The organism is Paracandidimonas lactea (assembly GCF_021653995.1).
Lineage (GTDB): Bacteria > Pseudomonadota > Gammaproteobacteria > Burkholderiales > Burkholderiaceae_B > Allopusillimonas > Allopusillimonas lactea.
In genome coordinates this window covers 801068-825782 of record NZ_JAJJOZ010000001.1, presented here as the reverse complement: position 1 = coordinate 825782, position 24715 = coordinate 801068, and the positions used below count along the sequence as shown (strand labels likewise).

The 24715-nt window shown below is 61.3% G+C and carries 24 protein-coding genes; 12 read left to right on the top strand and 12 right to left on the bottom strand.

The genetic code is table 11. From position 1 onward, the window contains the following. Nucleotides 1-30 precede the first annotated feature (30 nt). Together LOL23_RS03850 and LOL23_RS03845 are read left to right on the top strand one after the other, a co-directional pair. Entirely contained in the window at nt 31-1197 is a 1167-nt protein-coding gene (locus tag LOL23_RS03850) for an acyl-CoA dehydrogenase family protein (RefSeq protein ID WP_237173170.1), read from the top strand. 68 nt (nt 1198-1265) lie between these two features. Beyond that, on the top strand, nt 1266-2087 hold the full coding sequence (locus LOL23_RS03845; RefSeq protein WP_160981903.1) for an IclR family transcriptional regulator: 822 nt from the start codon (nt 1266-1268) through the stop codon (nt 2085-2087). Between the two features lie 14 nt (nt 2088-2101). On the opposite strand, the gene LOL23_RS03840 is transcribed toward LOL23_RS03845, so the two are convergent. The 8 genes from LOL23_RS03840 to LOL23_RS03805 form a co-directional block, all read right to left on the bottom strand. Next, nucleotides 2102-2743, bottom strand: coding sequence for a Maf family protein (locus LOL23_RS03840; RefSeq protein ID WP_160981901.1), 642 nt, complete (start codon nt 2741-2743; stop codon nt 2102-2104). Further along, nucleotides 2740-4182, bottom strand: a complete 1443-nt coding sequence (gene pyk / locus LOL23_RS03835; RefSeq protein WP_160981899.1) for a pyruvate kinase — start codon at nt 4180-4182, stop codon at nt 2740-2742. Before pyk ends, LOL23_RS03840 begins: the two co-directional genes overlap by 4 nt. A 58-nt stretch (nt 4183-4240) precedes the next feature. After that, nucleotides 4241-4711, bottom strand: coding sequence for a 23S rRNA (pseudouridine(1915)-N(3))-methyltransferase RlmH (gene rlmH, locus LOL23_RS03830; protein ID WP_160981897.1), 471 nt, complete (start codon nt 4709-4711; stop codon nt 4241-4243). A 12-nt stretch (nt 4712-4723) separates the two neighbouring features. Continuing rightward, nucleotides 4724-5143 (bottom strand): ribosome silencing factor, encoded by a 420-nt coding sequence (rsfS, locus tag LOL23_RS03825; RefSeq protein WP_160981895.1) that lies wholly within the window; start codon nt 5141-5143, stop codon nt 4724-4726. Nucleotides 5144-5165: 22 nt separating this feature from the next. Then, a complete protein-coding gene (nadD, locus tag LOL23_RS03820) occupies nt 5166-5768 on the bottom strand; it encodes a nicotinate (nicotinamide) nucleotide adenylyltransferase (RefSeq protein ID WP_160981958.1) in 603 nt (200 codons plus the stop codon). Then, complete coding sequence (gene hemF, locus LOL23_RS03815; RefSeq protein ID WP_160981893.1) at nt 5759-6664, bottom strand: oxygen-dependent coproporphyrinogen oxidase; 906 nt, start codon at nt 6662-6664, stop codon at nt 5759-5761. Before hemF ends, nadD begins: the two co-directional genes overlap by 10 nt. A 10-nt stretch (nt 6665-6674) precedes the next feature. Next, on the bottom strand, nt 6675-7964 hold the full coding sequence (gene purD / locus LOL23_RS03810) for a phosphoribosylamine--glycine ligase (RefSeq protein WP_237173169.1): 1290 nt from the start codon (nt 7962-7964) through the stop codon (nt 6675-6677). 152 nt (nt 7965-8116) lie between these two features. Next, nucleotides 8117-8848, bottom strand: coding sequence for a YebC/PmpR family DNA-binding transcriptional regulator (locus LOL23_RS03805; protein ID WP_160981889.1), 732 nt, complete (start codon nt 8846-8848; stop codon nt 8117-8119). A 113-nt stretch (nt 8849-8961) separates the two neighbouring features. On the opposite strand from LOL23_RS03805, the gene LOL23_RS03800 reads away from it, so the two are divergent. Together LOL23_RS03800 and LOL23_RS03795 are read left to right on the top strand one after the other, a co-directional pair. Next, complete coding sequence (locus LOL23_RS03800) at nt 8962-10500, top strand: helicase HerA-like domain-containing protein (RefSeq protein WP_237173168.1); 1539 nt, start codon at nt 8962-8964, stop codon at nt 10498-10500. A gap of 121 nt (nt 10501-10621) precedes the next feature. Beyond that, entirely contained in the window at nt 10622-11704 is a 1083-nt protein-coding gene (locus LOL23_RS03795; protein WP_160981956.1) for a tartrate dehydrogenase, read from the top strand. A 96-nt stretch (nt 11705-11800) separates the two neighbouring features. Here the strand turns inward: LOL23_RS03795 and LOL23_RS03790 are convergent, their stop codons facing one another. Beyond that, nucleotides 11801-12688, bottom strand: a complete 888-nt coding sequence (locus tag LOL23_RS03790) for a DMT family transporter (RefSeq protein ID WP_160981885.1) — start codon at nt 12686-12688, stop codon at nt 11801-11803. A gap of 178 nt (nt 12689-12866) precedes the next feature. Between LOL23_RS03790 and LOL23_RS03785 the strand changes: the two genes are divergently transcribed. Continuing rightward, the gene (locus tag LOL23_RS03785; protein WP_160981883.1) at nt 12867-13853 is read left to right on the top strand and encodes a quinone oxidoreductase family protein; all 987 of its coding nucleotides are present in this window, start codon (nt 12867-12869) and stop codon (nt 13851-13853) included. A 187-nt stretch (nt 13854-14040) separates the two neighbouring features. On the opposite strand, the gene LOL23_RS03780 is transcribed toward LOL23_RS03785, so the two are convergent. Next, nucleotides 14041-15051 carry a class 1 fructose-bisphosphatase gene (locus tag LOL23_RS03780; protein WP_160981881.1) on the bottom strand — a complete coding sequence of 337 codons (1011 nt, stop codon included), beginning with the start codon at nt 15049-15051 and terminating at the stop codon, nt 14041-14043. A gap of 122 nt (nt 15052-15173) precedes the next feature. After that, a complete protein-coding gene (gene pepN, locus LOL23_RS03775) occupies nt 15174-17861 on the bottom strand; it encodes an aminopeptidase N (RefSeq protein WP_160981879.1) in 2688 nt (895 codons plus the stop codon). 174 nt (nt 17862-18035) lie between these two features. Here pepN and LOL23_RS03770 point away from each other — a divergent pair, with 174 nt between their 5' ends. Continuing rightward, the gene (locus LOL23_RS03770; protein ID WP_160981877.1) at nt 18036-18683 is read left to right on the top strand and encodes a DUF4136 domain-containing protein; all 648 of its coding nucleotides are present in this window, start codon (nt 18036-18038) and stop codon (nt 18681-18683) included. A gap of 64 nt (nt 18684-18747) precedes the next feature. Here LOL23_RS03770 and LOL23_RS03765 read toward each other — a convergent pair whose 3' ends face one another. Continuing rightward, nucleotides 18748-19098: an H-NS histone family protein gene (locus tag LOL23_RS03765; RefSeq protein ID WP_160981875.1), complete on the bottom strand. Its 351-nt coding sequence runs from the start codon at nt 19096-19098 to the stop codon at nt 18748-18750. 170 nt (nt 19099-19268) lie between these two features. On the opposite strand from LOL23_RS03765, the gene LOL23_RS03760 reads away from it, so the two are divergent. The 6 genes from LOL23_RS03760 (at nt 19269) to LOL23_RS03735 (ending at nt 24666) form a co-directional block, all read left to right on the top strand. Beyond that, nucleotides 19269-20093: a carbon-nitrogen hydrolase family protein gene (locus LOL23_RS03760; protein ID WP_160981954.1), complete on the top strand. Its 825-nt coding sequence runs from the start codon at nt 19269-19271 to the stop codon at nt 20091-20093. A gap of 25 nt (nt 20094-20118) precedes the next feature. Next, nucleotides 20119-21579, top strand: a complete 1461-nt coding sequence (gene tldD / locus LOL23_RS03755; RefSeq protein ID WP_160981838.1) for a metalloprotease TldD — start codon at nt 20119-20121, stop codon at nt 21577-21579. A 151-nt stretch (nt 21580-21730) separates the two neighbouring features. Further along, on the top strand, nt 21731-22273 hold the full coding sequence (locus LOL23_RS03750) for a MarR family winged helix-turn-helix transcriptional regulator (RefSeq protein ID WP_237173166.1): 543 nt from the start codon (nt 21731-21733) through the stop codon (nt 22271-22273). Next, entirely contained in the window at nt 22270-22863 is a 594-nt protein-coding gene (gene ectA, locus LOL23_RS03745) for a diaminobutyrate acetyltransferase (protein ID WP_237173165.1), read from the top strand. The genes LOL23_RS03750 and ectA overlap by 4 nt, the downstream gene beginning before the upstream one ends. 100 nt (nt 22864-22963) lie before the next feature. Continuing rightward, nucleotides 22964-24274 (top strand): diaminobutyrate--2-oxoglutarate transaminase, encoded by a 1311-nt coding sequence (ectB, locus tag LOL23_RS03740; protein WP_237173164.1) that lies wholly within the window; start codon nt 22964-22966, stop codon nt 24272-24274. Further along, a complete protein-coding gene (locus LOL23_RS03735) occupies nt 24271-24666 on the top strand; it encodes an ectoine synthase (protein ID WP_237173163.1) in 396 nt (131 codons plus the stop codon). The genes ectB and LOL23_RS03735 overlap by 4 nt, the downstream gene beginning before the upstream one ends. Nucleotides 24667-24715: the final 49 nt, after the last annotated feature.

The following is a 24715-nucleotide window of genomic DNA, read 5'->3' as shown; positions in this document are numbered from 1 at the left end:
ATTCAACAAAACCGATAGGTGGTGGAAACCATGAGTTTTATTCTGAGTGACGACCAGCAGGCGTTGGTCGAGGGGGTTGAGGCGATCTGCAGCCGCTTTCCAGACGAATACTGGCTTGCGCGCGATCGCGATGGCGAATATCCGCATGAGTTCCACCGCGCCTTGGCTGACGGTGGCTGGTTGGGGGTCGCCATGCCGGAGGAGGTGGGCGGCTCAGGGTTGGGCATGAGCGAAGCGGCATTGATGATGCACACGATTTCACGCTCTGGCGCCGGCTTCTCGGGTGCGTCTGCCGTCCATATGAATATCTTTGGCCTCAACCCCGTGGTGGTGTTCGGCAGCGAGGCGCAGCGGGCGCAAGCCTTGCCTCCCCTTATCAATGGTGAGCAGAAAGCCTGTTTCGCCGTGACCGAACCCGACGCCGGACTGGATACCACCAAACTGTCCACGCGTGCGGAGCGTGATGGCGACAGCTATGTCGTGCACGGCCGAAAGATATGGATCTCGACGGCGCAGGTGGCGGATAAAATGTTGTTGCTTGCGCGCACAACGCCACTGGCCGATGTAAAAAAGCCTACGCAGGGCCTGTCGCTGTTCTACACAGACTTGGACCGCAGCAAGGTCGAAGTGCGCGAGATCGAGAAAATGGGTCGTAAATCGGTGGATTCCAACATGTTGTTCATCGACGGCCTGCGTATTCCGGTGGAACATCGCATCGGCGAAGAGGGCCGGGGCTTTGAATATATCCTGCACGGGTTGAATCCCGAACGTATCCTGATCGCTTCGGAAGCGGTAGGATTGGGGCGCGCGGCGCTGGCCAAGGCGGTGGACTATGCTGGCGAACGCGTGGTGTTCGGGCGCCCCATCGGCCAGAACCAGGGCATACAGCATCCCCTCGCACAAGCATGGATGCAACTCGAGGCAGCTGACCTGATGGTGCGCAAGGCTGCATGGCTCTATGATGCGGGAAAGCCCTGCGGTGAGTTCGCCAATTCGGCCAAGTACCTTGCCGCCGAGGCAGCCTTCAACGCCTGCCAGACCGCTGTGCTGACGCTGGGCGGCATGGGCTATGCAAAGGAGTATCATGTCGAGCGCTATTTGCGCGAGAGCTTCATCCCGCGCATCGCGCCGGTCAGTCCACAACTGATCATGTGCTTTATCGCCGAGAAGGTGCTGGGGCTGCCCAAATCGTATTGATTGATGCCGCCGGTGGGGTGTCGCGGCAGCCGCCGGGCGCCGTATTGTGCGGGTTTGCAGAGGAGCGTATGAAGGCTGTGAACACCCCATCACCGCGAAAGGCCACCGCCCGCGCATCAGTGCGTGCCGCTGCGCCGGACCGCGGTGAGAGCAATGTCAAGACGGCGCTGCGTGTCATTGAGATTATCGAGATCTTCGCCCGCGAGGCCAGGCCGCTGGCGCTGTCCGAACTGGCCCGTCATCTCGACGCGCCGGTTTCCAGTTGTCTTGCGTTGCTGCGCACACTGGTAAGCCTGGGTTATCTGTACGAAATTGGCCGCCGTCAGGGGTATTACCCGACGGGGCGGCTGCAGGCGATGGCAAGGCGTATCTCTCGTGCCGATCCGATACTCGAAAAGCTGTTGCCCACGCTGGAAGCCTTGCGTGATGCAACGTCGGAGACCGTCGTGCTGGGTAAGGTCAGCCCGGGCAACGAGGTGGTGTATCTCGAAGTACTGCCCTCGCCCAATCCGATCAGTTATGTGGCGGTACCGGGCGACAAGAAAATGCTTCACGCCAATTCGCTGGGCAAGGCATTGTTGTCGACCATGGAAAGTGACGAGCGAGCCCGGCTGCTGGCGGCACCGTTGCAGGGTTATAGCGACCGTACGCTGAATACGCCGGCGCGGATCGAGGCCGATATTCAGGTATCGCTGGCGCGCGGTTGGTTCGCCAACCTGGGTGAATCCCTTCCCGACCTCGGGGCGATTGCATGGCCGCTGTCGATATCGGGCAGCCATTATGCGATATCGGTTGCAGGCCCGTTGTACCGGATCGAAAGCAATCTGGACGATTACGTTCATAAGCTGCGTGTAGCCTGCCGCGCGATCGAACAGGGCATGCAGCCCTGAACACCGCGCCACCCTCAGCAGATCGATTGCAGCAAGCGCGCGGTTTCGAACATAGGCAGACCCATGACGCCTGTGTAGCTGCCGTGCAGGCATTCCACAAACATGCCGGCCGGACCCTGTATGCCGTATGCGCCAGCCTTGCCCATGGGTTCCCCCGTAGCGCAATAAGCCTCAATGTCGCCGCGCGTCAGGGCGCGAAAACGTACATCCGTCATGGAAACATCTTCGATCAGCGCGCCTTCGTAGGCCAGCACGACAGCAGTGTGGACAGCGTGGGTACGCCCGGAGAGCCGCGCCAGCATACGCCGCGCATCGGCCTCGTCGATTGGCTTGCCCAGGATGTCGCCGTCCAGAATGACGGTAGTATCAGCCGCCAGCACCGGACGCGTATCGCCGGGGCGAGCCGTTGCCAGCCAGCGTACGGCGCGCTCGGCTTTTTCGCGGGCGGTGCGTCGCACATAGTCGTCGGGCGGTTCGCCCTCGTGGCGAGGCTCGTCTTCGCCTTCGGGCGCGGGTACGTGCAGCACCTCGTGGTCTACCCGCATCAGGGTCAAGATTTCGCGCCGGCGCGGGCTGGCCGATGCCAGGTAAATGGCAGGCAAGTCAAAAACATGCCCGCTCGAGGAGGCGCCGTGCGGATCGCGCGGCGCGGTCACGCGCGCACCTTGAGTATCTTCATACCGTTCGTGCCTCCACTGTTGGTGTAGTAGTCGCCCTTGGTCAGGATGATCCAGTCGCCCTTGCGCAGCAGGCCTCGTGCCGTCAGCTTTTCGATGGCCTTATCGCTGAGCTCGGCCGGATCTTCGTGGGCGGCATCGAAGGGAACCGTGTAGACCCCACGAAACAATGCGGCGCGCCGCTGCGTGTCAGGGTGCGGGGTGTAGCAGTAAATGGGCACACCCGAGCGGATGCGAGACATGATCAATGGTGTGTGGCCGCTTTCTGTCAGGCTGATGATGGCCTTCACCCCTGGAAAATGGTTGGCCGCATACATGGCAGACAGAGCAATGGTTTCGTCGCAGCGTGTAAAGGTTTCGCCAAGCCGGTGCTGGGACCGCGTTGTGGTGGGCTCTTGTTCGGCGCCCAAGCATACCCGCGCCATTGCCGATACCGCTTCCACCGGATACTGCCCCGACGCGCTTTCGGCCGAGAGCATCACCGCGTCGGTGTAATCGAGTACGGCATTTGCGACATCCGATACCTCAGCCCGCGTGGGCATGGGGCTGTGCGTCATGGATTCCATCATCTGGGTAGCAGTGATCACCAGCTTGTTATGGGTGCGCGCGTGCTGGATGATACGCTTCTGGATGCCCACCAGGCGCGCATCGCCGACTTCAACGCCCAGATCGCCGCGCGCCACCATGACGCCGTCGCTGACCTTGATAATAGCGTCCAGCGCGCGGTCATCCTTCACTGCTTCGGCGCGTTCGATCTTTGCAATGATCCAGGCATTGCTGCCAGCCTCCTGCACCAGCTTGCGGGCCTGCTGGATATCGGTGCCATAGCGCGGGAAAGAAACTGCCACGTAATCCATGTCGAGCTCGGCTGCGAGCAGGATGTCTTCCTTGTCCTTGTCAGTAAGGCTGGGTGCGGAAATCCCGCCGCCGCGCCGGTTGATCCCCTTGTTGTTGGAGAGCGGGCCGCCGGTTACCACGGTGCAATGCACAGCATATTCGTCGACAGTGTCGACTGTTAACACCACACGTCCATCGTCCAGCAGCAGTTCATCGCCAGGGTGGCAGTCTTGCACCAGGCTGGGGTAGTCGATGCCGACGATGGTTTCATTGCCCGCTTCGGACGGGTGCTGGTTGGAAAGCGTGAAAGGCTGGCCCTCGCGCAGGGTGACGGCACCCTCGGTGAAGCGCGCAATACGAATCTTGGGACCTTGCAGGTCGCCCATGACTGCGACGAAGCGACCATGCTTGGCTGACAGCTCGCGCACCAGCCGGGCGCGTTCCCGGTGATCGTCGGCGCTGCCGTGGGAGAAGTTCAGCCGGGCGACGTCCATGCCGGCCAGAATGAGTTTTTCGATCTTGTCGGCGCTTGAGGTGGCCGGACCCAGTGTGGCTACGATCTTGGTGCGTCGGATAGTCATGGCTGCGATGTGCGTTGGTTGGTGGAAACCAGGCGGCCGGCGCACGGCGTACATGCGGTCAGGCGCGGTGGTAGGGATGCCCGGTCATGATAGCCCAGGCGCGGTACAACTGTTCGGCCAGCAGCACCCGCACCATGGGGTGGGGCAGGGTGAGCGAAGAAAGGCGCAGCAGGCCGTGGCACTGACGCTTGAAATCGGCATCCAGGCCGTCGGGGCCGCCAATGATGAAGGCCACGTCGCGTCCTTCCCCGCGCCAGTCTTCGAGCTGGCGCGAAAGCGCCATCGTGGTGAGGCTTTTGCCGTGCTCGTCCAGCGCCATGCGCAGCGCGCCGGACGGCAGGGCGCTGTCGATACGGCGGGCTTCGGCCTGCATCATCTGCGCGGGCGTCTTGCCCGAGGTGCGGGGCTCCGGCTTGACTTCGCGAAGCTCGAGCGCGCAGTCGGCCGGCAGACGGCGGGCGTAGTCCTGCCAGCCGGCCTCGACCCATCCGGGCATCCGCTGGCCCACAGCGACGACGATGAGTTTCATCGCCGCGTTGGCCTACTGTTCGTCGAGTTCGTCATCGAAGCCATCGAACGGATCGAAGGATTGTGCAATGACTGGTTGTGTGGACTGCGGCAACAGCTTTACCCGTACAGGTTTGCCGCCCCAGATTTCCTCGAGGTTGTAATAATGGCGCACCGTGGGCTGCATGCAATGCACGACAATGTCGCCAAGGTCGACCAGCACCCATTCGCCAGTGTCTTCGCCTTCGAAGGCCAGAACAGGCACCTTCTGTTCGCGGGCCTTGTCTGCCACATTGTTGGCGAGGGCGCGGGTTTGGCGGTTGGACGAGCCACTGGCAATGATGACCCGGTCAAACAGGCCTGTAAGGTGGGAAGTGTTGAACACCTTGATGTCCTGGGCCTTGACGTCTTCGAGGGCGTCGATGACCAGGCGCTGAAGTTTTTGTAGTTCCATGTAGCGACTATAACGTGATACGTCAGGTGTCAGGCGCCCGGTACAGTTGATTTTCGCGGATGTATTGTGCAACTGCAACATCGAGCAGGCTGGCGGTATCGCCGCCGTGGGCGAGCCGCCTCCTGATTTCAGTGGAAGAGATGCTTCGCGGGGCGAATGACAGGCGCAACAGCGGACGTCCGATTTCGTCGAGAAAACGACGCAGGGCGTCTGGTTCGGCAAGTGGTGTGCCCGGGCGCTGGGCTACGGCCAGGTAGACGCGTTGGGCGATATCCTGCCAGCGGTGCCAGGTACAGAAATTGGCGAGCTGGTCTGCCCCGAGAATCCAGTAGTAAGTGTGGCCCTCGGGCAATGCATCAAGAGTGTCGGCGGTATATGTTGGGCCGTTGCGCGCAAGCTCTTGCGGATCAATGCGCAGCCCAGGGTGCCCAGCAACGGCAAGCTCGAGCATGGCCAGCCGGTGCGACGCGTCCGCCGCCAGTGGGGCGCGCTGCCATGGGTTGGCGGCGGGGATCAGACGTACTTCGTCCAGCCCGAGTGTTTTGCGCGCGCTGTCCGCCAGCGCGATGTGCGCCAGATGTACGGGGTCGAAGCTGCCGCCCAGCAGGCCGATCTTCACAGCCAGCTCCGGGGCCGCAGGAAGGGCGCCAATGCAGCTTCGGGCGTACCCGCCTCGGGCACCCAGTCGTAGCGCCACGTGGCCGTGGGCGGCATGGAAAGCAGAATCGATTCTGTGCGACCGCCAGATTGCAGGCCGAACAGGGTGCCACGGTCGTATACGAGGTTGAATTCGACATAGCGGCCGCGCCGATATGCTTGGAAGTCGCGTTCGCGTTCGCCATAGGCGGTGTGGCGGCGGCGCTCGACGATAGGCATGTAGGCGTCCAGGAAGCTGTCGCCCACCGCTCGCGTGAGCGCGAAGCAGCGGTCAAAACCGCCTTCGTTCAGATCGTCGAAGAACAGCCCGCCCACGCCACGGGTTTCCTTGCGGTGCTTGAGGTAGAAGTATTCGTCGCACCATTTTTTGTAGGCGGGGTAGACCTCGGCCCCGAACGGCGTGACCGCATCGTGGCATACACGGTGGAAGTGCCGCGCGTCTTCTTCAGCCGGGTAGTAGGGGGTGAGGTCGAGCCCGCCGCCAAACCAGAATACGTCTTGCGCATCTGGCGCTGGGGCATGGGCGAGGAACAGCCGCACATTCATGTGCGTGGTGGGTACATAGGGGTTGCGCGGGTGCAGCACCATGGAAACACCCATGGCTTCCCAGGTGCGGCCTGCGAGCTCGGGCCGGTGGGCGCTGGCCGAAGGCGGCAGGGTGGCGCCTTGCACGTGACTGAACAGTACGCCGGCGCGTTCGAATAATGCGCCGCCTTCGACGTAGCGTGCCAGGCCGCCGCCACCTTCGGGGCGCTGCCAGGGATCGGCCGCAAAGGCGTCGCCACCGGCAGCCTCGAGCGTGCCGACGATACTGGCCTGCAGGCCGGTGAAGTACTCGCGCGCGGCGGTGAGGGAAACTGCCATGCCGCGTCCGTCAGGCCTGGCCGCCGGAGACGGCGCGCCAGCCTATGTCGCCACGGAACTGCTGGCCATCGAAATGGGTTTGCGCCACGGCATCGTAGGCGGCCGCCTGTGCGCGCTTGACCGAGTCGGCCAGTACGGTGACGCACAAGACGCGCCCGCCTGATGTCTTGAGCACGCCGTCTTCGAGGCGCGTACCGGCGTGGAACACCATGCAGTCGTCGGTGTCGGGCGCCAGGCGATCAATGACATCGCCTGTGCGCGGCGTGGCGGGGTAGTCTTTAGCGGCCATGACCACACCCAAGGCGCAGCGGCGGTCCCATTCGATCTCGGCCTGGTCGAGCTTGCCTGCGACGGCCAACTCGAACACTTTGGTGAGGTCGCTTTTCACGCGCATTATGATGGGCTGGGTTTCAGGATCGCCCATGCGGCAGTTGAATTCCAGCACCTTGAGCGGACGGGTGGTGTCGGGGCCGTCGCCGATCATCAGCCCGGCATACAAAAAGCCGGTGTAAGGCAGGCCGTCGCGCGCCATGCCAGCGATGGTGGGCTGGATGACCTCGCGCATGATGCGGTTGTGCAGGGCGGGGCTGATTACGGGCGCAGGCGAATAAGCGCCCATGCCGCCGGTATTGGGGCCCTGGTCGCCGTCTTTCAGGCGCTTGTGATCCTGGCTGGTGGCCAGCGCCAGCACGTTGCGGCCGTCGCACATGACGATGAAGGAGGCTTCTTCGCCCTGCAGGCATTCTTCGATGACGACCCGCGCACCTGCCGCGCCCAGTGAGCCGTCGCCCAGCATTTGGTCGACCGCCTGTTGCGCTTCGTCTACCGTGGTGGCAACCACCACGCCCTTGCCGGCCGCCAGGCCATCGGCCTTGACGACGATGGGCGCACCCTGTGCGGCGATGTAGGCGCGGGCCTGCGCCGGATCGGTGAAGGTTTGGTAGGCAGCGGTGGGAATGTGGTGCCGGACCATGAAGGCCTTGGCGTAGTCTTTCGAGCTTTCGAGCTGTGCGGCTGCCCGGGTGGGGCCGAAGATTTTGAGGCCGGCCGCGCGGAAGGCGTCGACCACCCCTCCTGCCAGCGGGGCTTCGGGGCCGACCACCGTGAAGGCGATTTTTTCTTGTTGTGCGAAGGCGACCAGTTCTTCATTGGTGCTCAGCGCGACGTTCTGCAGACGGTCGCCGTTTGCGGTGCCGCCGTTGCCAGGGGCGACGTAGACAGTCTGTACGCGTGGCGAGCGCGCGAGGCGCCAAGCCAGGGCATGTTCACGGCCGCCGCCGCCGATGACGAGTAATTTCATAGTTGGTTTGATATTGCCCGTGGGCGTCTAGGTAAATTGGTAAGCCGGATCATCGGTAAACCGGGAATCCGGCATATCGCGGCACCAGGCCGCGTTGGGAACATGGGGGACGCCGGGCCACGCGGCCCGACGAAGCACGGCAAACAGGGCCTTTATTCGGCTTGATCGAAAACTGCGGTGGTATAGACCTCCTGGACGTCGTCCAGCCCTTCCAGCATATCGAGCAGTTTCTGCATGGCGACGGCATCGTCGCCCGACAGTTCGGTTTCGTTTTGCGGCAACATGGTAATGCCCTGGATTTCGGGTGCGAGGCCCGCTTGCTCGAAGGCGACTTTGACGGCTGCATAGCTGGTGGGGGCGCAAAGCACTTCGATCACACCCTCGTCGTCGGCCTGGACATCGTCGGCGCCAGCCTCGAGCGCCACTTCCATGACCTGTTCTTCGGAGGTGCCCGGCGCGAATACGAACTGGCCGCAGTGCTTGAACATGAAGGCGACCGAACCTTCCTGGCCGAGATTGCCGCCGTTCTTGGTGAAGGCGTGGCGCACTTCGGCCACGGTGCGCGTGCGGTTGTCCGTCATGCAGTCGACCACGACCGCCGCACCGCCAACCCCATAGCCTTCGTAGCGGATTTCTTCGTAGTTGGCGCCGTCCGCCCCGCCCGCGCCCCGTTGGATCGCGCGTTGGACGTTGTCTTTGGGCATGTTGGCGGCGGTAGCCTTGTCCCAGGCCAGGCGCAGCCGCGGATTGGAGTCCGGATCGGAGCCGCCGGCGCGTGCCGCGACCGTGATCTCACGAATGATTTTTGTCCAGAGTTTGCCGCGCTTGGCGTCCTGGCGACCCTTGCGGTGCTGGATGTTCGCCCATTTACTGTGTCCGGCCATAGATTCGAAATGCAAAATTCAGGGTTGAGGGAAGTTCAGCGCCATTTTACCGCGTGCGCGGGAGAGGGCACCGAATTACACTTGGGCTTCCCTACTATTGTGGAAGACTGGACATGGCCGATCCCATCCTCATTGCGCAGAACCAAACCGCCAAAACCTATCTGCTGCCGCAGCGCGCCAACCGCCATGGCTGTATCACCGGCGCCACAGGCACCGGCAAAACAGTTACGCTGCAGGTGCTGGCCGAGGCGTTCTCGGGCATGGGCACGCCAGTGTTCATGGCCGACGTGAAGGGCGACCTGAGCGGTATATCCCAGCCCGGGCAGATGACACCCAAGCTGGCCGAGCGCTTGCAGCGCCTGGGTCTCCCCGAGCCAGCGGCGGGTGCCTGCCCCGTAACACTGTGGGACGTCTTCGGCGAACAGGGCCACCCCGTGCGGGCCACCGTGTCCGATATGGGGCCTCTGCTGCTGGGCCGGATGCTGGAACTGAACGACACCCAGGAAGGCGTGTTGAATCTGGTGTTCAAGGTGGCTGACGATGAGGGCATGTTATTGCTCGACCTGAAAGACCTGCGCGCCATGTTGCAAGACGTCGCAGACCGCGGCACCGAGCTGCGCACCAAATACGGCAATGTGTCGGCGGCATCGATCGGGGCGATCCAGCGCAGCCTCTTGCGGCTCGAATCTCAGGGGGCCGACGCCTTCTTTGGCGAGCCGATGCTTGATGTCATGGATCTTCTGCGCACCGACGCCGCTGGCAGAGGCATGGTCAATATTCTTGCCGCCGACCGCCTCATGCAGGCGCCGCGCCTGTATGCCGTCTTTCTACTCTGGCTGCTGGCGGAAATCTACGAAAACCTGCCCGAGATCGGCGATCCAGACAAGCCTAGGCTGGTGTTCTTCTTTGATGAGGCTCACCTGCTGTTCAGCGATGCGCCCAAGGCACTGCTTGAAAAAATCGAACAGGTTGTGCGCCTGGTACGCTCCAAAGGGGTCGGGGTGTATTTCGTCACGCAGAACCCTGCGGACATCCCCGATACGGTGCTGGGGCAACTGGGCAATCGCGTCCAGCATGCCTTGCGGGCGTTTACGCCGCGCGACCGGAAAGCCGTGCGCACCGCGGCTGAAACCATGCGACCCAATGAGGGTTTGAATATCGAGGCTGCCATTACTGAACTGGGCGTGGGTGAGGCACTGGTGTCTCTGCTGGATGTGAAGGGCAGTCCTACGCCTACGGAGCGCGTGTGGGTGCTGGCACCGAACAGCCGCATCGGCCCGGCAACAGATGCGGAGCGGCAGGCCTTGCGCACGGGGCCCGGCTTGGCGGGCAAATACGAAAAGCCTGTGGATCGCGAATCCGCCTACGAAGTGCTGGCGGCGCGGGCGATGGCCGGTGTCCCAGGTTCGGACGCGGCGTCGGAGCCGGAGAAGGGCGCGCGCGCGGAGGCGGGGGCTGCGCAACGACAGAATGACGACAATAATCTGGCGGGCGCGGTCACGGATTTTCTGTTTGGCTCCACAGGCCCTCGCGGCGGCCGCCGCGAGGGGGTGGTGCAGGCGGCTGTCAAGAGCGCCATACGCAGCACCACCACACAACTCATGCGCGGCATACTTGGCTCGCTGGTGGGTGGCACGCGCCGGCGTCGCTAAGGTGGCGCACGGGGCGGGCGGCATTGGCGGCATTCCCGCAGTAAGATACTTAATCCGTTAATCTGCGGCGCCATGTGGGCCCGTGCGCGGTACAGCGTTCAATCTCGTCATTCAATACAACATGCAAGAGGTGGAAGTGTCGAATCGTCACAAGATAGCAGTCATGCCGGGCGACGGCATTGGCAAGGAAGTAGTCCCTGAAGGCCTGCGGGTGCTGGATGCCGTGGCCACGCGCCACAGTATCGGGTTCGACTGGAATATGTTCGACTGGAGCTGTGATTACTACGCCAAACACGGTCGCATGATGCCCGAAGACTGGAAGGAGCGCCTGCTGGGGCACGAAGCTATCTTCTTTGGAGCGATCGGGTGGCCGGCCACGGTGCCCGACCACGTCGCCCTGTGGGAGTCCTTGTTCAAGTTTCGTCGCGAGTTCGATCAATACATCAATTTGCGGCCGGTGCGCCTGATGCCGGGCGTTACCTCGCCGCTGACGGGCCGCAAGCCGGGCGATATCGATTTCTTTATCGTGCGCGAGAACACCGAGGGCGAATACTCCAACAGTGGCGGTATCCTCTTCGAAGGTACCGAGCGCGAAGTGGTGGTGCAGGAAAGCATCTTTACCCGCACCGGCGCCGAGCGCGTACTGAAGTTTGCCTTTGAGCTCGCGCAAAAGCGCGGCAAGCATCTGACGGCCGCCACCAAGTCCAACGGTATTTCCATTTCTATGCCCTGGTGGGACAAGCGGGTGGCCGAAATGGGCGAACGCTACCCTGACGTGCGCTGGGACAAATACCATATCGACATCCTCTGCGCGCACTTCGTGCAGCATCCAGACTGGTTCGACGTGGTGGTCGCCTCAAACCTGTTTGGCGACATTCTGTCCGACCTGGGCCCGGCCTGTACGGGCACCATTGGCATTGCACCTTCGGCCAACCTCAATCCCGAGCGCAAGTTTCCCTCGCTGTTCGAACCCGTGCACGGCTCGGCGCCCGATATCTACGGCAAGGGCATTGCCAACCCCATCGGGCAGATCTGGAGTGGGGCGCTGATGCTGGATTTCCTGGGCTACCCAGACGCCAGCGCTCAGGTGGTCAAGGCGATCGAAACCGTGCTCGCCGAAGGCCCACGCACGCCCGATATGGGCGGCAAAGCCAGCACACAGGACGTTGGCAAGGCCGTGGCCGAGATTATCGCCAAGGGTTAAGCACTACGTTGGGATGCCGGTGCGCCGTTTGCGTATGCAAGGGCGCGCCGCCCTAAGCGCCCTGCGCCGATGCGGTGGCGGCCTACGGGCCGGATTTCAGCTAGCCTTTTGGCTAGCCAGCTTCTTTTTTTCGCCGCGCTGGCGCAGGCCCGACCACACGATCGCGCCTATCATCAACACGCCCCCCAGCACCATGCGCGGCGAGGGATAGTGCCCAAACAACAAGGCAGCGAACACAATGGCGTAGACCGGCTCCAGGGCGATGACAATGCCGGCGCTGCGCGCCTCGAGGGTTTTCAGGCTGGCCACCATCAGATAATGCGACAGTGCTGTGCAAAGGATGCCCAGCATGGCCAGCCAAACCCAATCGAGCGCACCCAGGCTGCCCAGCGAAGCCCAGCCAAAGGGCAGGGTAAGCAGCAGCACAAAGATGTTTTCCCAGCACGCTACCTGCTGTGCCGGCAGCCGAGCCACCGCCCGCCGGTTGATGACGGCGAACAGCGCGAATGTCAACCCCGAGAGAATGGCCCAGGCCATGCCGGTGGTGGCCTGGTCGCGAAAATCGAACGACGGCGTCACCAGCACGAGGCCCAGGGTGACCAGCGCCAGGATCAGCCACTCGGCGCGCGACACCTTTTCTTTGAAGACCAGGAACTCGCACAGCGTGATAAAGGCGGGGAAGCTGGCAAAACCCAGCGTGGCGACGGCAACACCGGCGATTTTTACCGAGTGAAAGAAGGTAGCCCAATGTACAGCCAGCATGACGCTGGCGGCGAACAGTGCGGCCAGGCTGCGCGGAGAGACGCCCCGGACGGTTGCGCCGCCTTGCAGGCGCAGCACTGCGTACAGGGCAGCAACGGCGAAGCCGGCGCGCCCGGCCGTGATAGCCATGGGGTCGCCCTGGATGAGTTTGCCAAGGATGCCGGTAAGGCCAAACAATACCGCTGCGACGTGGATCGCAAGCAGTGCGCGCTGACGGCTCATAATTTCGACGAAAACACCGGTGGAAGAATTAAACTAATGCTGCACCGCCCGGCATGTGCCTGCCTAACGCTTTCCGGGCCGCTCGTGCACAAGACAACCCGGCATAATCGCAGCATTCGTACTGGCGCGCAACTGCGCCGGCGCAGTCCCACCATAACAATCCATACAGGAGCCTCACTTGGAAACCCAGGTCAAAGCCATACGCCTCGAAGAACACGGCGGTCCCGAAGTGCTGAAGCTGGTCAACGTCACCCTCGCCGCGCCTGGCAAGGGCGAGGTAACGATACGGCAGAAAGCGATTGGTTTGAATTTCATCGATATTTACTGTCGCACCGGCCTGTACGCCAACGCGCTGCCGCATGGCATCGGGTATGAGGCATCAGGTGTTGTCGATGCTGTTGGCGAAGGCGTATCGCACCTGAAGGTGGGTGATCGTGTCGCCTATGGGCAAAGCCCGCTCGGCGCATACGCCGAAGCGCGCAACGTGCCCGCACATCAAGTTGTGCGCATCCCTGATAATGTCACGTTCGACGAGGCCGCAGCGGTGATGCTCAAGGGCCTCACGGTGCAATACCTCTTTCGCCAGACCTACCGCCTGCAGGGTGGCGAAACCATTCTGTTCCATGCAGCCGCAGGCGGCGTGGGCCTGATCGCCTGCCAGTGGGCCAAGGCGCTCGGCGTCAAGCTCATTGGCACCGCATCTACGGCCGAAAAGGCTGCGCTGGCGAAAGCGCATGGCGCCTGGGAGGTGATCAACTACTCCACGGAAGATGTCGTCAAACGGGTGCTTGAACTCACCGAAGGCCGCAAGGTGCCGGTGGTATACGATGGCGTGGGCAAGGCTACCTGGGAAACTTCTCTGGACTGTATCGAGCGCCGCGGCCTGATGGTGAGTTTCGGCAACGCATCGGGCTCGGTAACGGGTGTCGATCTTGCCATTCTCAACCAGAAAGGCTCGTTGTTTGTCACGCGGCCCAAGCTGGCGGATCACGTGCCAACACGTGAAAAGTTGCAGGCTGCCGCCGACGAGATGTTCGGCCTGGTTGGCAAGAAGAAGATCAAGATAACCATCGGCCAGCGTTTTCCGCTGGCCGATGCCGCCGCCGCGCAGGAAGCCCTGGCATCTCGCAAAACCACGGGTGCCACCATTCTCACGCTGGACTGATCCGCGTTGTATCAGCCGCGCGTACCGCGCGCGGCCTGTGAATCAGCAATGCAAAAACGCTGCCTCAAATCAAGGCGGCGTTTCTGTATATGGGTGCCAAGCCTCCAAGTGGGCTTGCTCAGTGGCCGATGCTGGGTGCGCGTGGGGCGCAGCTGCACCCGGGGCGCCCCGGCGGGTGCTCAGGCCTTCAAGCCTCGTCGTGATAGCGTTTGACGCGCTCGACTTCTTCTTTGGACCCGAGTACCACGCCCACACGCTGATGCAGCGCTTCGGGCTGGATGTCAAGGATGCGCTGGCTGCCGTCGATGGCCGCGCCGCCGGCCTGTTCCACGATGAAGCTCATGGGGTTGGCTTCGTACATCAGGCGCAGCTTGCCATTCTTGCCGCTGGCGCGCTGATCGCGCGGGTACATGAAAATACCTCCGCGCGTCAGGATGCGATGCACGTCGGCCACCATGGAGGCCACCCAGCGCATATTGTAGTTTTTGCCCAGTGGGCCTTCTTTGCCGGCCAGGCAGTCATCGATATAGCGCTTGACGGGCGCTTCCCAGTGGCGCATGTTCGACATGTTGATGGCGAACTCCGCCGTTGTCGCGGGGATGCGGATGTCTTCATCGGTAAGCTGCCAGGCGCCCAGTTCGCGGTCCAGCGTAAAGGCGACCACGCCCGTACCCACTGTAAGCACCAGCATGGTCTGGGGCCCGTATACCGCATAGCCCGCCGCGACCTGCATCGAGCCGCGCTGCAGGAAATCCGCCTCGGCTACGTCCTGGCCCGAGGTGTGGTGCGGCGCATGCAACACCGAGAAAATAGTGCCGATGGACACATTCACGTCAATATTGGATGAGCCATCCAGGGGATCGAACAGCAGCAGGTATTCGCCCTTGGGGTAGCGATTCGGGATCAGGTGGATGGTTTCCATCTCTTCGGAGGCCATCGCCGCCAAGTGCCCGCCCCATTCATTGGCTTCGAGCAGAATCTCGTTGGACATGACATCCAGTTTCTTCTGCACCTCACCCTGCACGTTCTCGCTGCTCAGGCTGCCCAACACGCCGCCCAGCGCGCCTTTGCTGACCGCATGGCCGATGGTCTTGCAGGCGCGCGCGACGGTTTCGATGAGAAGCCGCACTTCCGCGGAAACAGCCTGTTCCTTTCGCTGCTGCTCGACCAGGTATTGGGTCAGGGTTTTACGAGACATAGTTATCGTTGCTCCGTGTATTGAATGCTTTGAATGCTTTGAATACTTTGCTGGCTATAAGTGCTTCAGATGCTGAGAATGCGTTGAATGCCTTGATTTGAATGCCTTGATGTTCAAAGGCCTCAGATGCTCAAGGCTTTGGAGACAATTTCATCCACATTGCGCGACAGGCCCGGGTGCTGACGAACCTGTTCCAAGGCGGCGCGCATGCCGCTGCGCTGCGGCTCGGCATATCTGGCCCAGTTGTCGAAAGCGCGCGCAAGCCGGGCTGCGATCTCAGGGTTCAGGCTGTCGAGAGCCAGCACTTGCTCTGCCCAGAACGCATAGCCCTCTTGATTGTGCACGCCCTGCAGGTTGTTGATGCAGAACTGAAAAATCAGCGCCCGAGCGCGATTGGGGTTGCGCAGAGAAAAAGCGGGATGCAGCATCAATGCGCGAGTGCTCTCCACGGTGGCGCTGGGGGCGGTAGCCTGAAGCACGAACCATTTGTCCATCACCAGCGGATCCTGCTGCCACGTTTGGTAGAAGTGATCGAGTGCCCGTGTGCGTTCGGCCTCGGGGCCGTCGTGCACCAGCGCCGCCAGCCCGCCCATGGCATCGGTCATGTTGGAGGCATCGTAATACTGGGTGCGGGCCAGTGATACGGCCTCCGCGTCGCCGGCCGCCATCAGGTAGGACAGGGCAAGGTTCTTGAGTGCGCGCCGGCCGGCCTGCACAGGGTCGGGGCTGTACTGTGGCGGTGCCTTGCTGGTCGTGTCACGGTAGACATCATGCCATAGCGGCGCAAGCATTTGCCCCAGCGCGGTGCGCAGTCGGCGGCAGGCGCGCACCACCCCCAAGGGATCGAGCGGGCTGGTTTTTTCGAGCAATTCTTTTTCGCCAGGCAGGCTGAGTACCCGCGCCTTATAGGCATCGGTAATCTGCGTATCACGCAGCAGCGTGCGCCAGGTGTCGATGAACATTGGGTCGATGTCGATGCTGGCATCGCCCACCAAGCACAGCAACTGACGCGAGGCCAGTTCGCGCGTGGCTTCCCAGCGTGCAAAGGGGTCTGTGTCGTGCCGCGCGAGCAGCGCGAGATCGGCGTCGGGGCGCTCAAACTCGACGATGACAGGCGCCGAGAAATTGCGCAGCAAAGAGGGGACGGGCTCTTCGGGGATATCCCGCAGCACCCAGGTTTGTGATTCGCTCGTGAGCTCGAGCAGTACGGTATCGGCTGGCGCCTGCCCTTCCAGAGACAGCGGCAGGGGGCGGCCGTCGCGTGCCAGTAGGCCCAGGGCGAAGGGTATATGCAGCGGCGGCTTGTGTGCCGGTGGCTCCTGGAGCTTCTCGATGCCGGCTGGCGCGTTGCGTTGGGTGAGCGTCACTACGCAACGGTGCTCAATGGCATTCCAGTCGATGGAAACGGCAACCCTCGGTGTGCCCGCCTGGCTGTACCAGCGGCGGAAAATGTCCAGGCTGCGGCCGGGATTTTGCCGGGTATAAACCGACTCCATGGCGCTGACGAAATCGTCGCAGGTGACGGCCTGGCCGTCGTGGCGGCGGAAGTATTCATCCAGCCCTGCACGAAAACCGGCTTCGCCCAGCAGCGTGTGCTGCATACGGATAACTTCAGCGCCTTTTTCGTACACCGTGGCTGTGTAGAAATTGCCGATCTCCTGATAGCTTTCCGGGCGGATCGGATGCGCCATCGGGCCCGCGTCTTCCGGGAATTGCGCGATGCGCAGCGTGGTCACGTCGTCGATACGCTTGACTGCGCGTGCGCTGACTGCCTCGGCGCCGTCCAGCCCCGCCGCCAGCATGTCGGCCGAGAATTCCTGGTCACGAAAGACGGTGAGCCCTTCCTTGAGCGAAAGCTGGAACCAGTCGCGGCAGGTCACGCGGTTGCCGGTCCAATTGTGAAAGTATTCGTGCCCGATCACCGATTCGACGCCACGATAGGCGGCATCGGTAGCCGTGGCAGGGTCGGCCAGCACATAGGCCGAGTTGAAGATGTTCAGTCCCTTGTTTTCCATCGCGCCCATGTTGAAATCGCGCGCGGCAACGACCATGAAGCGATCCAGATCCAGTTCGAGCCCCCAGCGCTGTTCGTCCCAATGCAGCGAACGCGCCAGGCTGTCCAGGGCCCACTCGGTGCGGTCGTTCGAGCCATGATCGCTATAGACCTGCAGCAGTGCCTGGCGCCCGCTGCGGGTGACCTCTCGGCGTTCGCGGCAGTCGAAGTCGCCTGCCACCAACGCGAAAAGATAGCAGGGCTTGGGATGCGGATCGTGCCAGACTGCCTCGTGGCGCCCTTCGGGCAGGTCGTTCTGGGAAACCAGATTGCCGTTGGACAGCAGCAGCGGGTAGCGCGCTTTGTCGGCCCGTAGTGTGACGCGGTAGCGTGCCATCACGTCGGGGCGGTCGGGGAACCAGGTAATACGCCGAAAGCCTTCGGCCTCGCATTGCGTAAACAGGTGTGCGCTCGATACGTAGAGCCCCATCAGTGTGGAGTTATCGGCGGGCCGGCAGAAGTTTACGATCTCGAGGACGAAGCTGGGTTGGGATGGATGCAGCGTCAGGGTGCCCGCGTCCAGCGTGTAGTCTTGCGGGCTCAGCGCCTCGCCATCAATCGTTACGCTTTCGAGTTGCAGCGTGTCGCCGTCCAGTACCAGCGCCTGGGGCGTCAGTGTGGCCCGTTCGAGCCGCATCACCGTCCGCACCCGGGTCTGGGTGGGATCAAGATCGAACGTGAGTTCGACGTCGTGCAAGTGGTACGGGTACGGCCGGTAGTCGAGACGGGAGATGGTGGGTGCGGTATCGGTACGCATGGAGAGCTGTTTCAATAGGTTCCAGACAGCTTTATTGTAGTGTTTGCCGCTGCTTCTGGTTTTTTATAATGTAGGTGCAACCTTTACCCCGTTCTCGGGGTCCAATAAACGCATCGGCAGCGCTGGGGCGCAGGAATTCCGGGCGCACAGGCGGCCGTGCCGCGGGAGAACATTATGTGGCGTACCGCCAAGGCATACTACAGGCAGTTTTGGCGCGGGGTGGCATTGTGCGTCGGCATGACGTTGCTGGCCGGTTGCGCGTCCACCTTGTCTGCGCGGGTGACCAGTTACCAGCAATGGCCCGCTGATGCGCAGGGCGCAAGCTATCACATCGTACCGTCTGCAAACCAGGTCAATAATCTGCAGTTCCAGAGCTTTGCGGACATGATCAGGGCAAATATCGGCCCCGTCGGCCTCATTGAGGCGCCGAATGCGGCGGCGGCACGTTTTGATGTGCATGTCGATTATTCAAATCCGGTTACACAGACCTGGGTCAGGCAATATAACGACCCATATTTAAATGATGGGTGGGGGTTCGGCCCGTCATTCGGATGGTTTGGCGGCGGCCCGTATTGGGGCGGGGCGGTCTATTATCCGCCTTCGGTTTCCACCGTGCCGGTAATGGTTTATAAAAACACACTTACTGTCACGATTAATGATCGTCAACGGAAAGGCGCTGAGGTTTACCGGTCCACCGCCGTCAATGTCAGCGGTTCGGACAACCTTGCGCAGGCGATGCCGTATTTGGCACGTGCGGTATTCGACGGGTTTCCGGGTAATAATGGCCAAGTGCGTGAAGTCGAATATGAGCGCGGGCGCTGACTCCGCTCAATATTAAAAAGGCCTGCTTGCGCAGGCCTTCGAGGTTTGATACGAGCGGTTGCCGTTATTGGATGAGGAAGTCGTCACGCTTCTTGCCTTCGGCTTCGGCAGCCGTGATCCATTTTGGCGGCTTGCCCCGGCCCGTCCAGGTATCCCCGGTTTCAGGGTGGCGATACTTGGGCGGCACGACGCGCCGTGGGGCGGGTGTCGCCTGCTTGCGTGCGGTCTTGCGCGCACTGTGGCTGTTGTACACCGCCGCGACGTCTTCAGGCGTGATATCGTACTCGCGCATTGAACGCAGTATGCTGGCAAGGATGGGCCCGCGGCGCTTGGCCTGCAGGGTTTTCGCCTGTTTTTGAAGGCGTTGGATTTCTTTCTCAATCTTTTGAAGTGTTGAACTGGTATCGCGAGGCATTAGAAGTCCCTGTTGATGATTGAGGGGCGCGTTTTAAATGAACCGCATGGGTTTTTGCGGCGAGCGTTAATTCTATCTTATTTCCGCATTATTAATAGGATTAATTTGCGCATTATCTGTCAGAATTGCATGCAATGTTCGCGGGTAAGGTGCTCTGTAAGAAACTACATATGTCAGTAAATAATCCTGTACCAGATTTTCGCGTTGCGGCTATTCAAATGGTTTCGTCCTCCAGCGTGAAAGATAATCTCGCCCAGGCTGCCGAGCTGATTGCGGCCGCGGTTGCCGATGGCGCGCGGATCCTGGCCTTGCCTGAGTATTTCTGCTTCATGGGCCATCGTGACGCGGATAAACTGGCGATTCGCGAAACGTCCGGCAGCGGGCTGATCCAGGCCTTTCTGGCGGATCAGGCGCGTCGCCATTCAATATGGCTGGTGGGCGGCACCCTGCCACTTGAAAGCCCTGATGCAGACCGCATATATAATTCATGCCTTGTGTACGATCCGGCCGGCGCGCAAGTGGCTCGGTATGACAAGATTCACCTGTTCGGCTTTCGCAAAGGCAATGAGGCCTATGATGAATCCATATCGATAAGGCCCGGTGATAATGCACCGACGATATTCGACAGCCCGTGCGGAAAAGTAGGGCTGTCAATCTGCTACGACCTGCGCTTTCCAGAGCTGTTCAGGGCGCAGGGCGAAGTCAGCTTGATTGTCCTGCCATCCGCCTTCACCTACACAACTGGTTCGGCGCACTGGGAAATCCTGTTGCGTGCGCGAGCCATTGAAAACCAATGTTACGTACTGGCCCCTGCCCAGGGAGGCAGGCATGAAAATGGTCGTCGTACATGGGGTCATTCCATGTTAGTGGATCCATGGGGCGATATCGTAGAGCAAATCGCCGAAGGCCCTGGTTATGCGGCCGGCAACATCGCGCCGGGGCGCCTGGAGGCGGTGCGCACCGCACTGCCGGCGCTCAGGCATCGCACTCTGTAAAACATACTTTTTCTCGCGGCCATTCATGAAACCCGTAGATACAACCATTCAGTCCCTGGCCACGGCCAAATCGCTGCTGCTCGACCCTTGGGGGTTGACCGAATCTGACATGGCGCGTGCGCTGGGCGCGATCTTTACGCACAAGGTTGATTATGCCGACCTTTATTTTCAATATACGCGCAGTGAAAGCTGGAGCCTGGAAGAAGGCATCGTCAAGACCGGCAGTTTCTCAATAGAGCAGGGTGTTGGCGTGCGCGCACTCAGCGGCGAGAAAACCGCATTCGCATATTCCGACAGCCTGTCGGCCGAGGCGTTGATGTCGTCCGCCCACGCCGTGCGGGCCATAGGCCGCAAGGGCGCGGGAAAGCAAAAAATATCCGCTGGGGAAGGGCTGCCGCGCGCCGGCCTATACCCGGCCATCGACCCGGTTGCCACGCTGACTGCCCCCGAAAAGGTAGCACTTCTGGAGCGCATCGAAGCCATGGCGCGGGCGGCGGATCCTCACATTATCCAGGTGATGGCCGGGCTGGGCGCGGAATACGATGTTGTCATGGTAGCGGGCAGCGACGGGCGCCTGGCCGCCGACGTACGACCTTTGGTCAGGCTGTCGCTTACTGTGATCGCCGAGCGCAACGGGCGGCGTGAAGTTGGCGTTGCCGGCGGGGGCGGCCGCACCGGGCTGGCTTATTTCACCGATGACCTTCTGCGCGGCTATGTGGCCCGGGCCGTGCACGAAGCACTGACCAATCTCGAGTCTCGCCCGGCCCCGGCTGGCGAAATGACAGTGGTGCTGGGCGCAGGCTGGCCCGGCATCTTGCTGCACGAAGCAGTGGGCCACGGGCTGGAAGGCGATTTCAATCGCAAGGGCTCCAGCGTATTTTCCGGGCGCATCGGCGAGCGCGTGGCGGCGCGCGGTGTTACCGTGGTCGACGACGGTACGCTGGCTGATCGCCGTGGTTCGCTCAATATCGACGATGAAGGCAACCCGACCCAACATAACGTGCTGATTGAGGACGGCATTCTCAAGGGGTATATGCAGGATTCACTCAATGCGCGTCTGATGAAAATGCCGGTGACCGGCAATGGGCGGCGCGAGTCCTATGCACATTTGCCTATGCCGCGCATGACCAATACCTATATGCTGGGTGGCGACAAAGATCCTGCCGAGATCATCGGCTCGGTCAAGAAAGGCCTATATGCGGCCAATTTCGGCGGTGGGCAGGTGGATATCACCAGTGGCAAGTTTGTGTTCTCGGCCTCCGAGGCATACATGATCGAGGACGGCCGCATCACGTATCCGGTCAAGGGCGCCACGCTGATTGGCAACGGCCCCGATGCCATGAATACCGTCAGCATGATAGGGAACGACTTGCAGCTTGATTCCGGGGTGGGCACCTGCGGCAAAGAGGGCCAGAGTGTGCCGGTGGGCGTAGGCATGCCCACAATCCGGCTGGACAGCCTGACTGTCGGCGGTACCGCCTCCTGAGACGTTGTACAGGCAGGCACGCGGTCGCCTGGCGCTGCTGCAGCGCCCTGTGGCCTGCCGTTCGTCATAGCGTCACCTTGACGTATTCGTTCAGGTCTCATATGATTTGAGTAGAAATCAATTTTGTTGAATTGTTTTTTACACATATATCATGACCGCCCCCAGCACTACCGAGCAATTTGATCTGCGCATATTGCGCGCGCTACGCCGCATAACGCGGTCGGTTGCTCTGCATTCGCGTCAGCTTGCCGCATGCAGCAACATCACGGCGCCGCAGCTTGTGTGCCTGCGGGCGGTTATCGACCACGGGCCGCTGACCGCCACCGCGATCAGCCGTGAAATTCACGTCAGCGCCAGCACCGTTGTCGGCATTCTCGACCGTCTCGAAGACAAGGGTCTGATTCGCCGTGAACGCGGCCGAGAAGACCGCCGCATCGTTTTCGTCACGGCCACCGATGCTGGCCGCCAGTTGGCAATTGACACACCTTCGCCGCTGCAGCAGAAGCTGTCAGAGGCGCTCAAGGCCTTGCCCGAGCCCGAGCAGGCGAGTATTACCTCGTCGCTCGAGCGTATTGTCGATCTTATGGAATCCGGCGGCGTGGCGCCGCCCGAAGCGCCAGGCGATCATGCTTCGCCTATCCTTGATGTTCCCGACACCAAGGGGGCGCTTCCAGAATCGGGACTTATGGTGTGACGACTGAATTAACGATCAACCCCCTCGAACAAAATCCTGTCTCTGCCGCGCCCGATGCCTCCTACGGCACCGCAAGCGCGGCAACCTCACCCTCCGGATCAGGCCAGACCTGGTTCAGGCGACCGCGCAAGGACGACGGCGTCGCCATTCACCAGCTTGTCTCCGAGTGCCCGCCACTCGACCTCAATTCCCGCTATACCTATCTGGTGCTCAGCGAGCACTTTCCGGCCACGTGCATCGTCGCCGGCGAGGGCGAGTCATTGCAGGGATATATCTCTGGCTATCTTGTTCCAGATAAGTCAGACACATTGTTCGTCTGGCAGGTAGCTGTACACCCCGACGCGCGGGGTAAGGGCCTGGCAGGGCAAATGTTGCGGCAATTGCTGCGACGCCCGGGCCTGCGCCATGTGCGCTTCATCGAAACGACTGTCGGGCCCGAGAACCGCGCATCGCGAGCGCTGTTCGAAGGGATGGCCCGTTCACTCAATACCAGGATTTCAGAGTCGCCGCTGTTTGGCCGTTCATTGTTCGGCCCGCAGGGGCACGACGACGAACCCCTGCTTCGCATTGGCCCATTTCAGCCTCTATAGCGTTTCGTCGCGGGTGGGCTGATCGTCTTTAATCGAAACGCTGGCGTTCCTGCGAGGGCACGTCGTGGGAAGGCGTTTCATCAATAGAAGGAGAAGATAAATGACTGATTTGAAAATATTTGACCGGATGGAGTCTGAAGTCAGGGGCTACGTCCGGTCGTTCCCGGTTGTTTTCAACAAGGCCAAGGGATCGCTCCTCATCGATGAACAGAATAATGAATATATCGATTTCTTCAGTGGTGCGGGGACGCTGAATTATGGACACAACAATCAGGTGCTCAAGAGTCGCCTGATTGATTATCTGAATACTGACGGTGTAGTGCACGGCCTGGACATGGCAACCAGCGCCAAGAAGTATTTTCTGGAAGCGGTAGACCGGGTATTGCTGAAACCGCGCGGCTGGGAGTACCGGCTACAGTTCACCGGGCCGACCGGGACCAACGCGGTCGAGGCGGCGCTAAAGCTCGCCCGGCAAGTCAAAGGCCGTTCCAACATCATTTCGTTTACCCATGGCTTTCATGGCGTGTCGGTGGGCTCGCTGGGTGCGACAGCCAATGCAAAATTCCGCCAGGCCGCGGGGATGGCGCTGGGAAATTCCACCTTTATGCCTTTCGACGGGTATATGGGGCCGGACGTCAATACCATGGACTATATCGAGCGTATGCTCGATGATCCCAGCAGCGGCCTGGATCATCCCGCCGCGGTCATTGTCGAAACCGTACAGGGCGAAGGCGGCGTAAATGTTGCCTCGCGGCGTTGGTTGCAGGATCTCGAGCGCGTCTGCCGACGCTACGACATGCTGCTGATCGTCGATGACATTCAAGTGGGCTGCGGCCGCACTGGCACGTTCTTCAGCTTCGAGCCCTTCGGCATCCAACCCGACATTATCACGCTGTCAAAATCGCTGTCTGGTTTCGGTATGCCGATGTCGTTGGTAATGATGAAGCCCGAGTTCGATATCTGGAAGCCGGGCGCCCACAGCGGCACTTTCCGCGGCAACAATCTGGCGTTCGTGACCGCCGCCCAGGCGCTGGACAGCTATTGGGCCGACGGCCGCTTCGCGAAGGAAACCGCGCGCAAGGAACGCATGGTGCGCGACTGGCTCGAAAATATCGTGCACAGCTATCCTGCGGCAGGCTTGAGCGTACGTGGGCGCGGCCTGATCCAGGGGCTGGTTGCGCCGCCAGAAAATGGCTTGGCCAATGCATTTGCGGCCAAGGCATTCGAGCATGGTGTAGTGATTGAAACCTCGGGCGCGCACGATGAGGTGCTCAAGATACTGCCCGCACTGACGATCGAGGACGACCTGTTGCTTCGCGGTCTGGAAATTATCGAACGCAGCGTGGCGCAGGTACTGGGTGAGCGCGGCGTGAGTGCTCGTGTGCTGAAATTTGGAGGAAAGGCGCGATGATCGTACGCAATGTGAACGATGTGATTGGTACCGAGCATGAGGTCAAGACCGATACCTGGGTTAGCCGGCGTGTACTGCTGAGCAAGGACGGGATGGGGTTTTCGTTTCACGAAACCACGATTTTTCCCGGCACGCAGACCCACATCCATTATCAGAATCATCTCGAAGCCGTATGGTGCATCGAAGGCGACGGTGAGATCGAAACGATCGCCGACGGTAAGAAGTATGCGCTCGGGCCAGGCGTGGTGTATGCGCTGAACGAGAATGACGAGCACTGGCTGCGCGGCGGCACGCAGCCGTTGCGGGTTATCTGCGTATTCAATCCGCCGCTCACGGGTAATGAGGTGCATGACGCCGATGGCGTCTATCCGCTGGCCAGCGCTACGGTTTGAGGTTGAAGGATGCGCATGCGCCCGCCGCGGCGCGTGCGTGCTTTGGAAG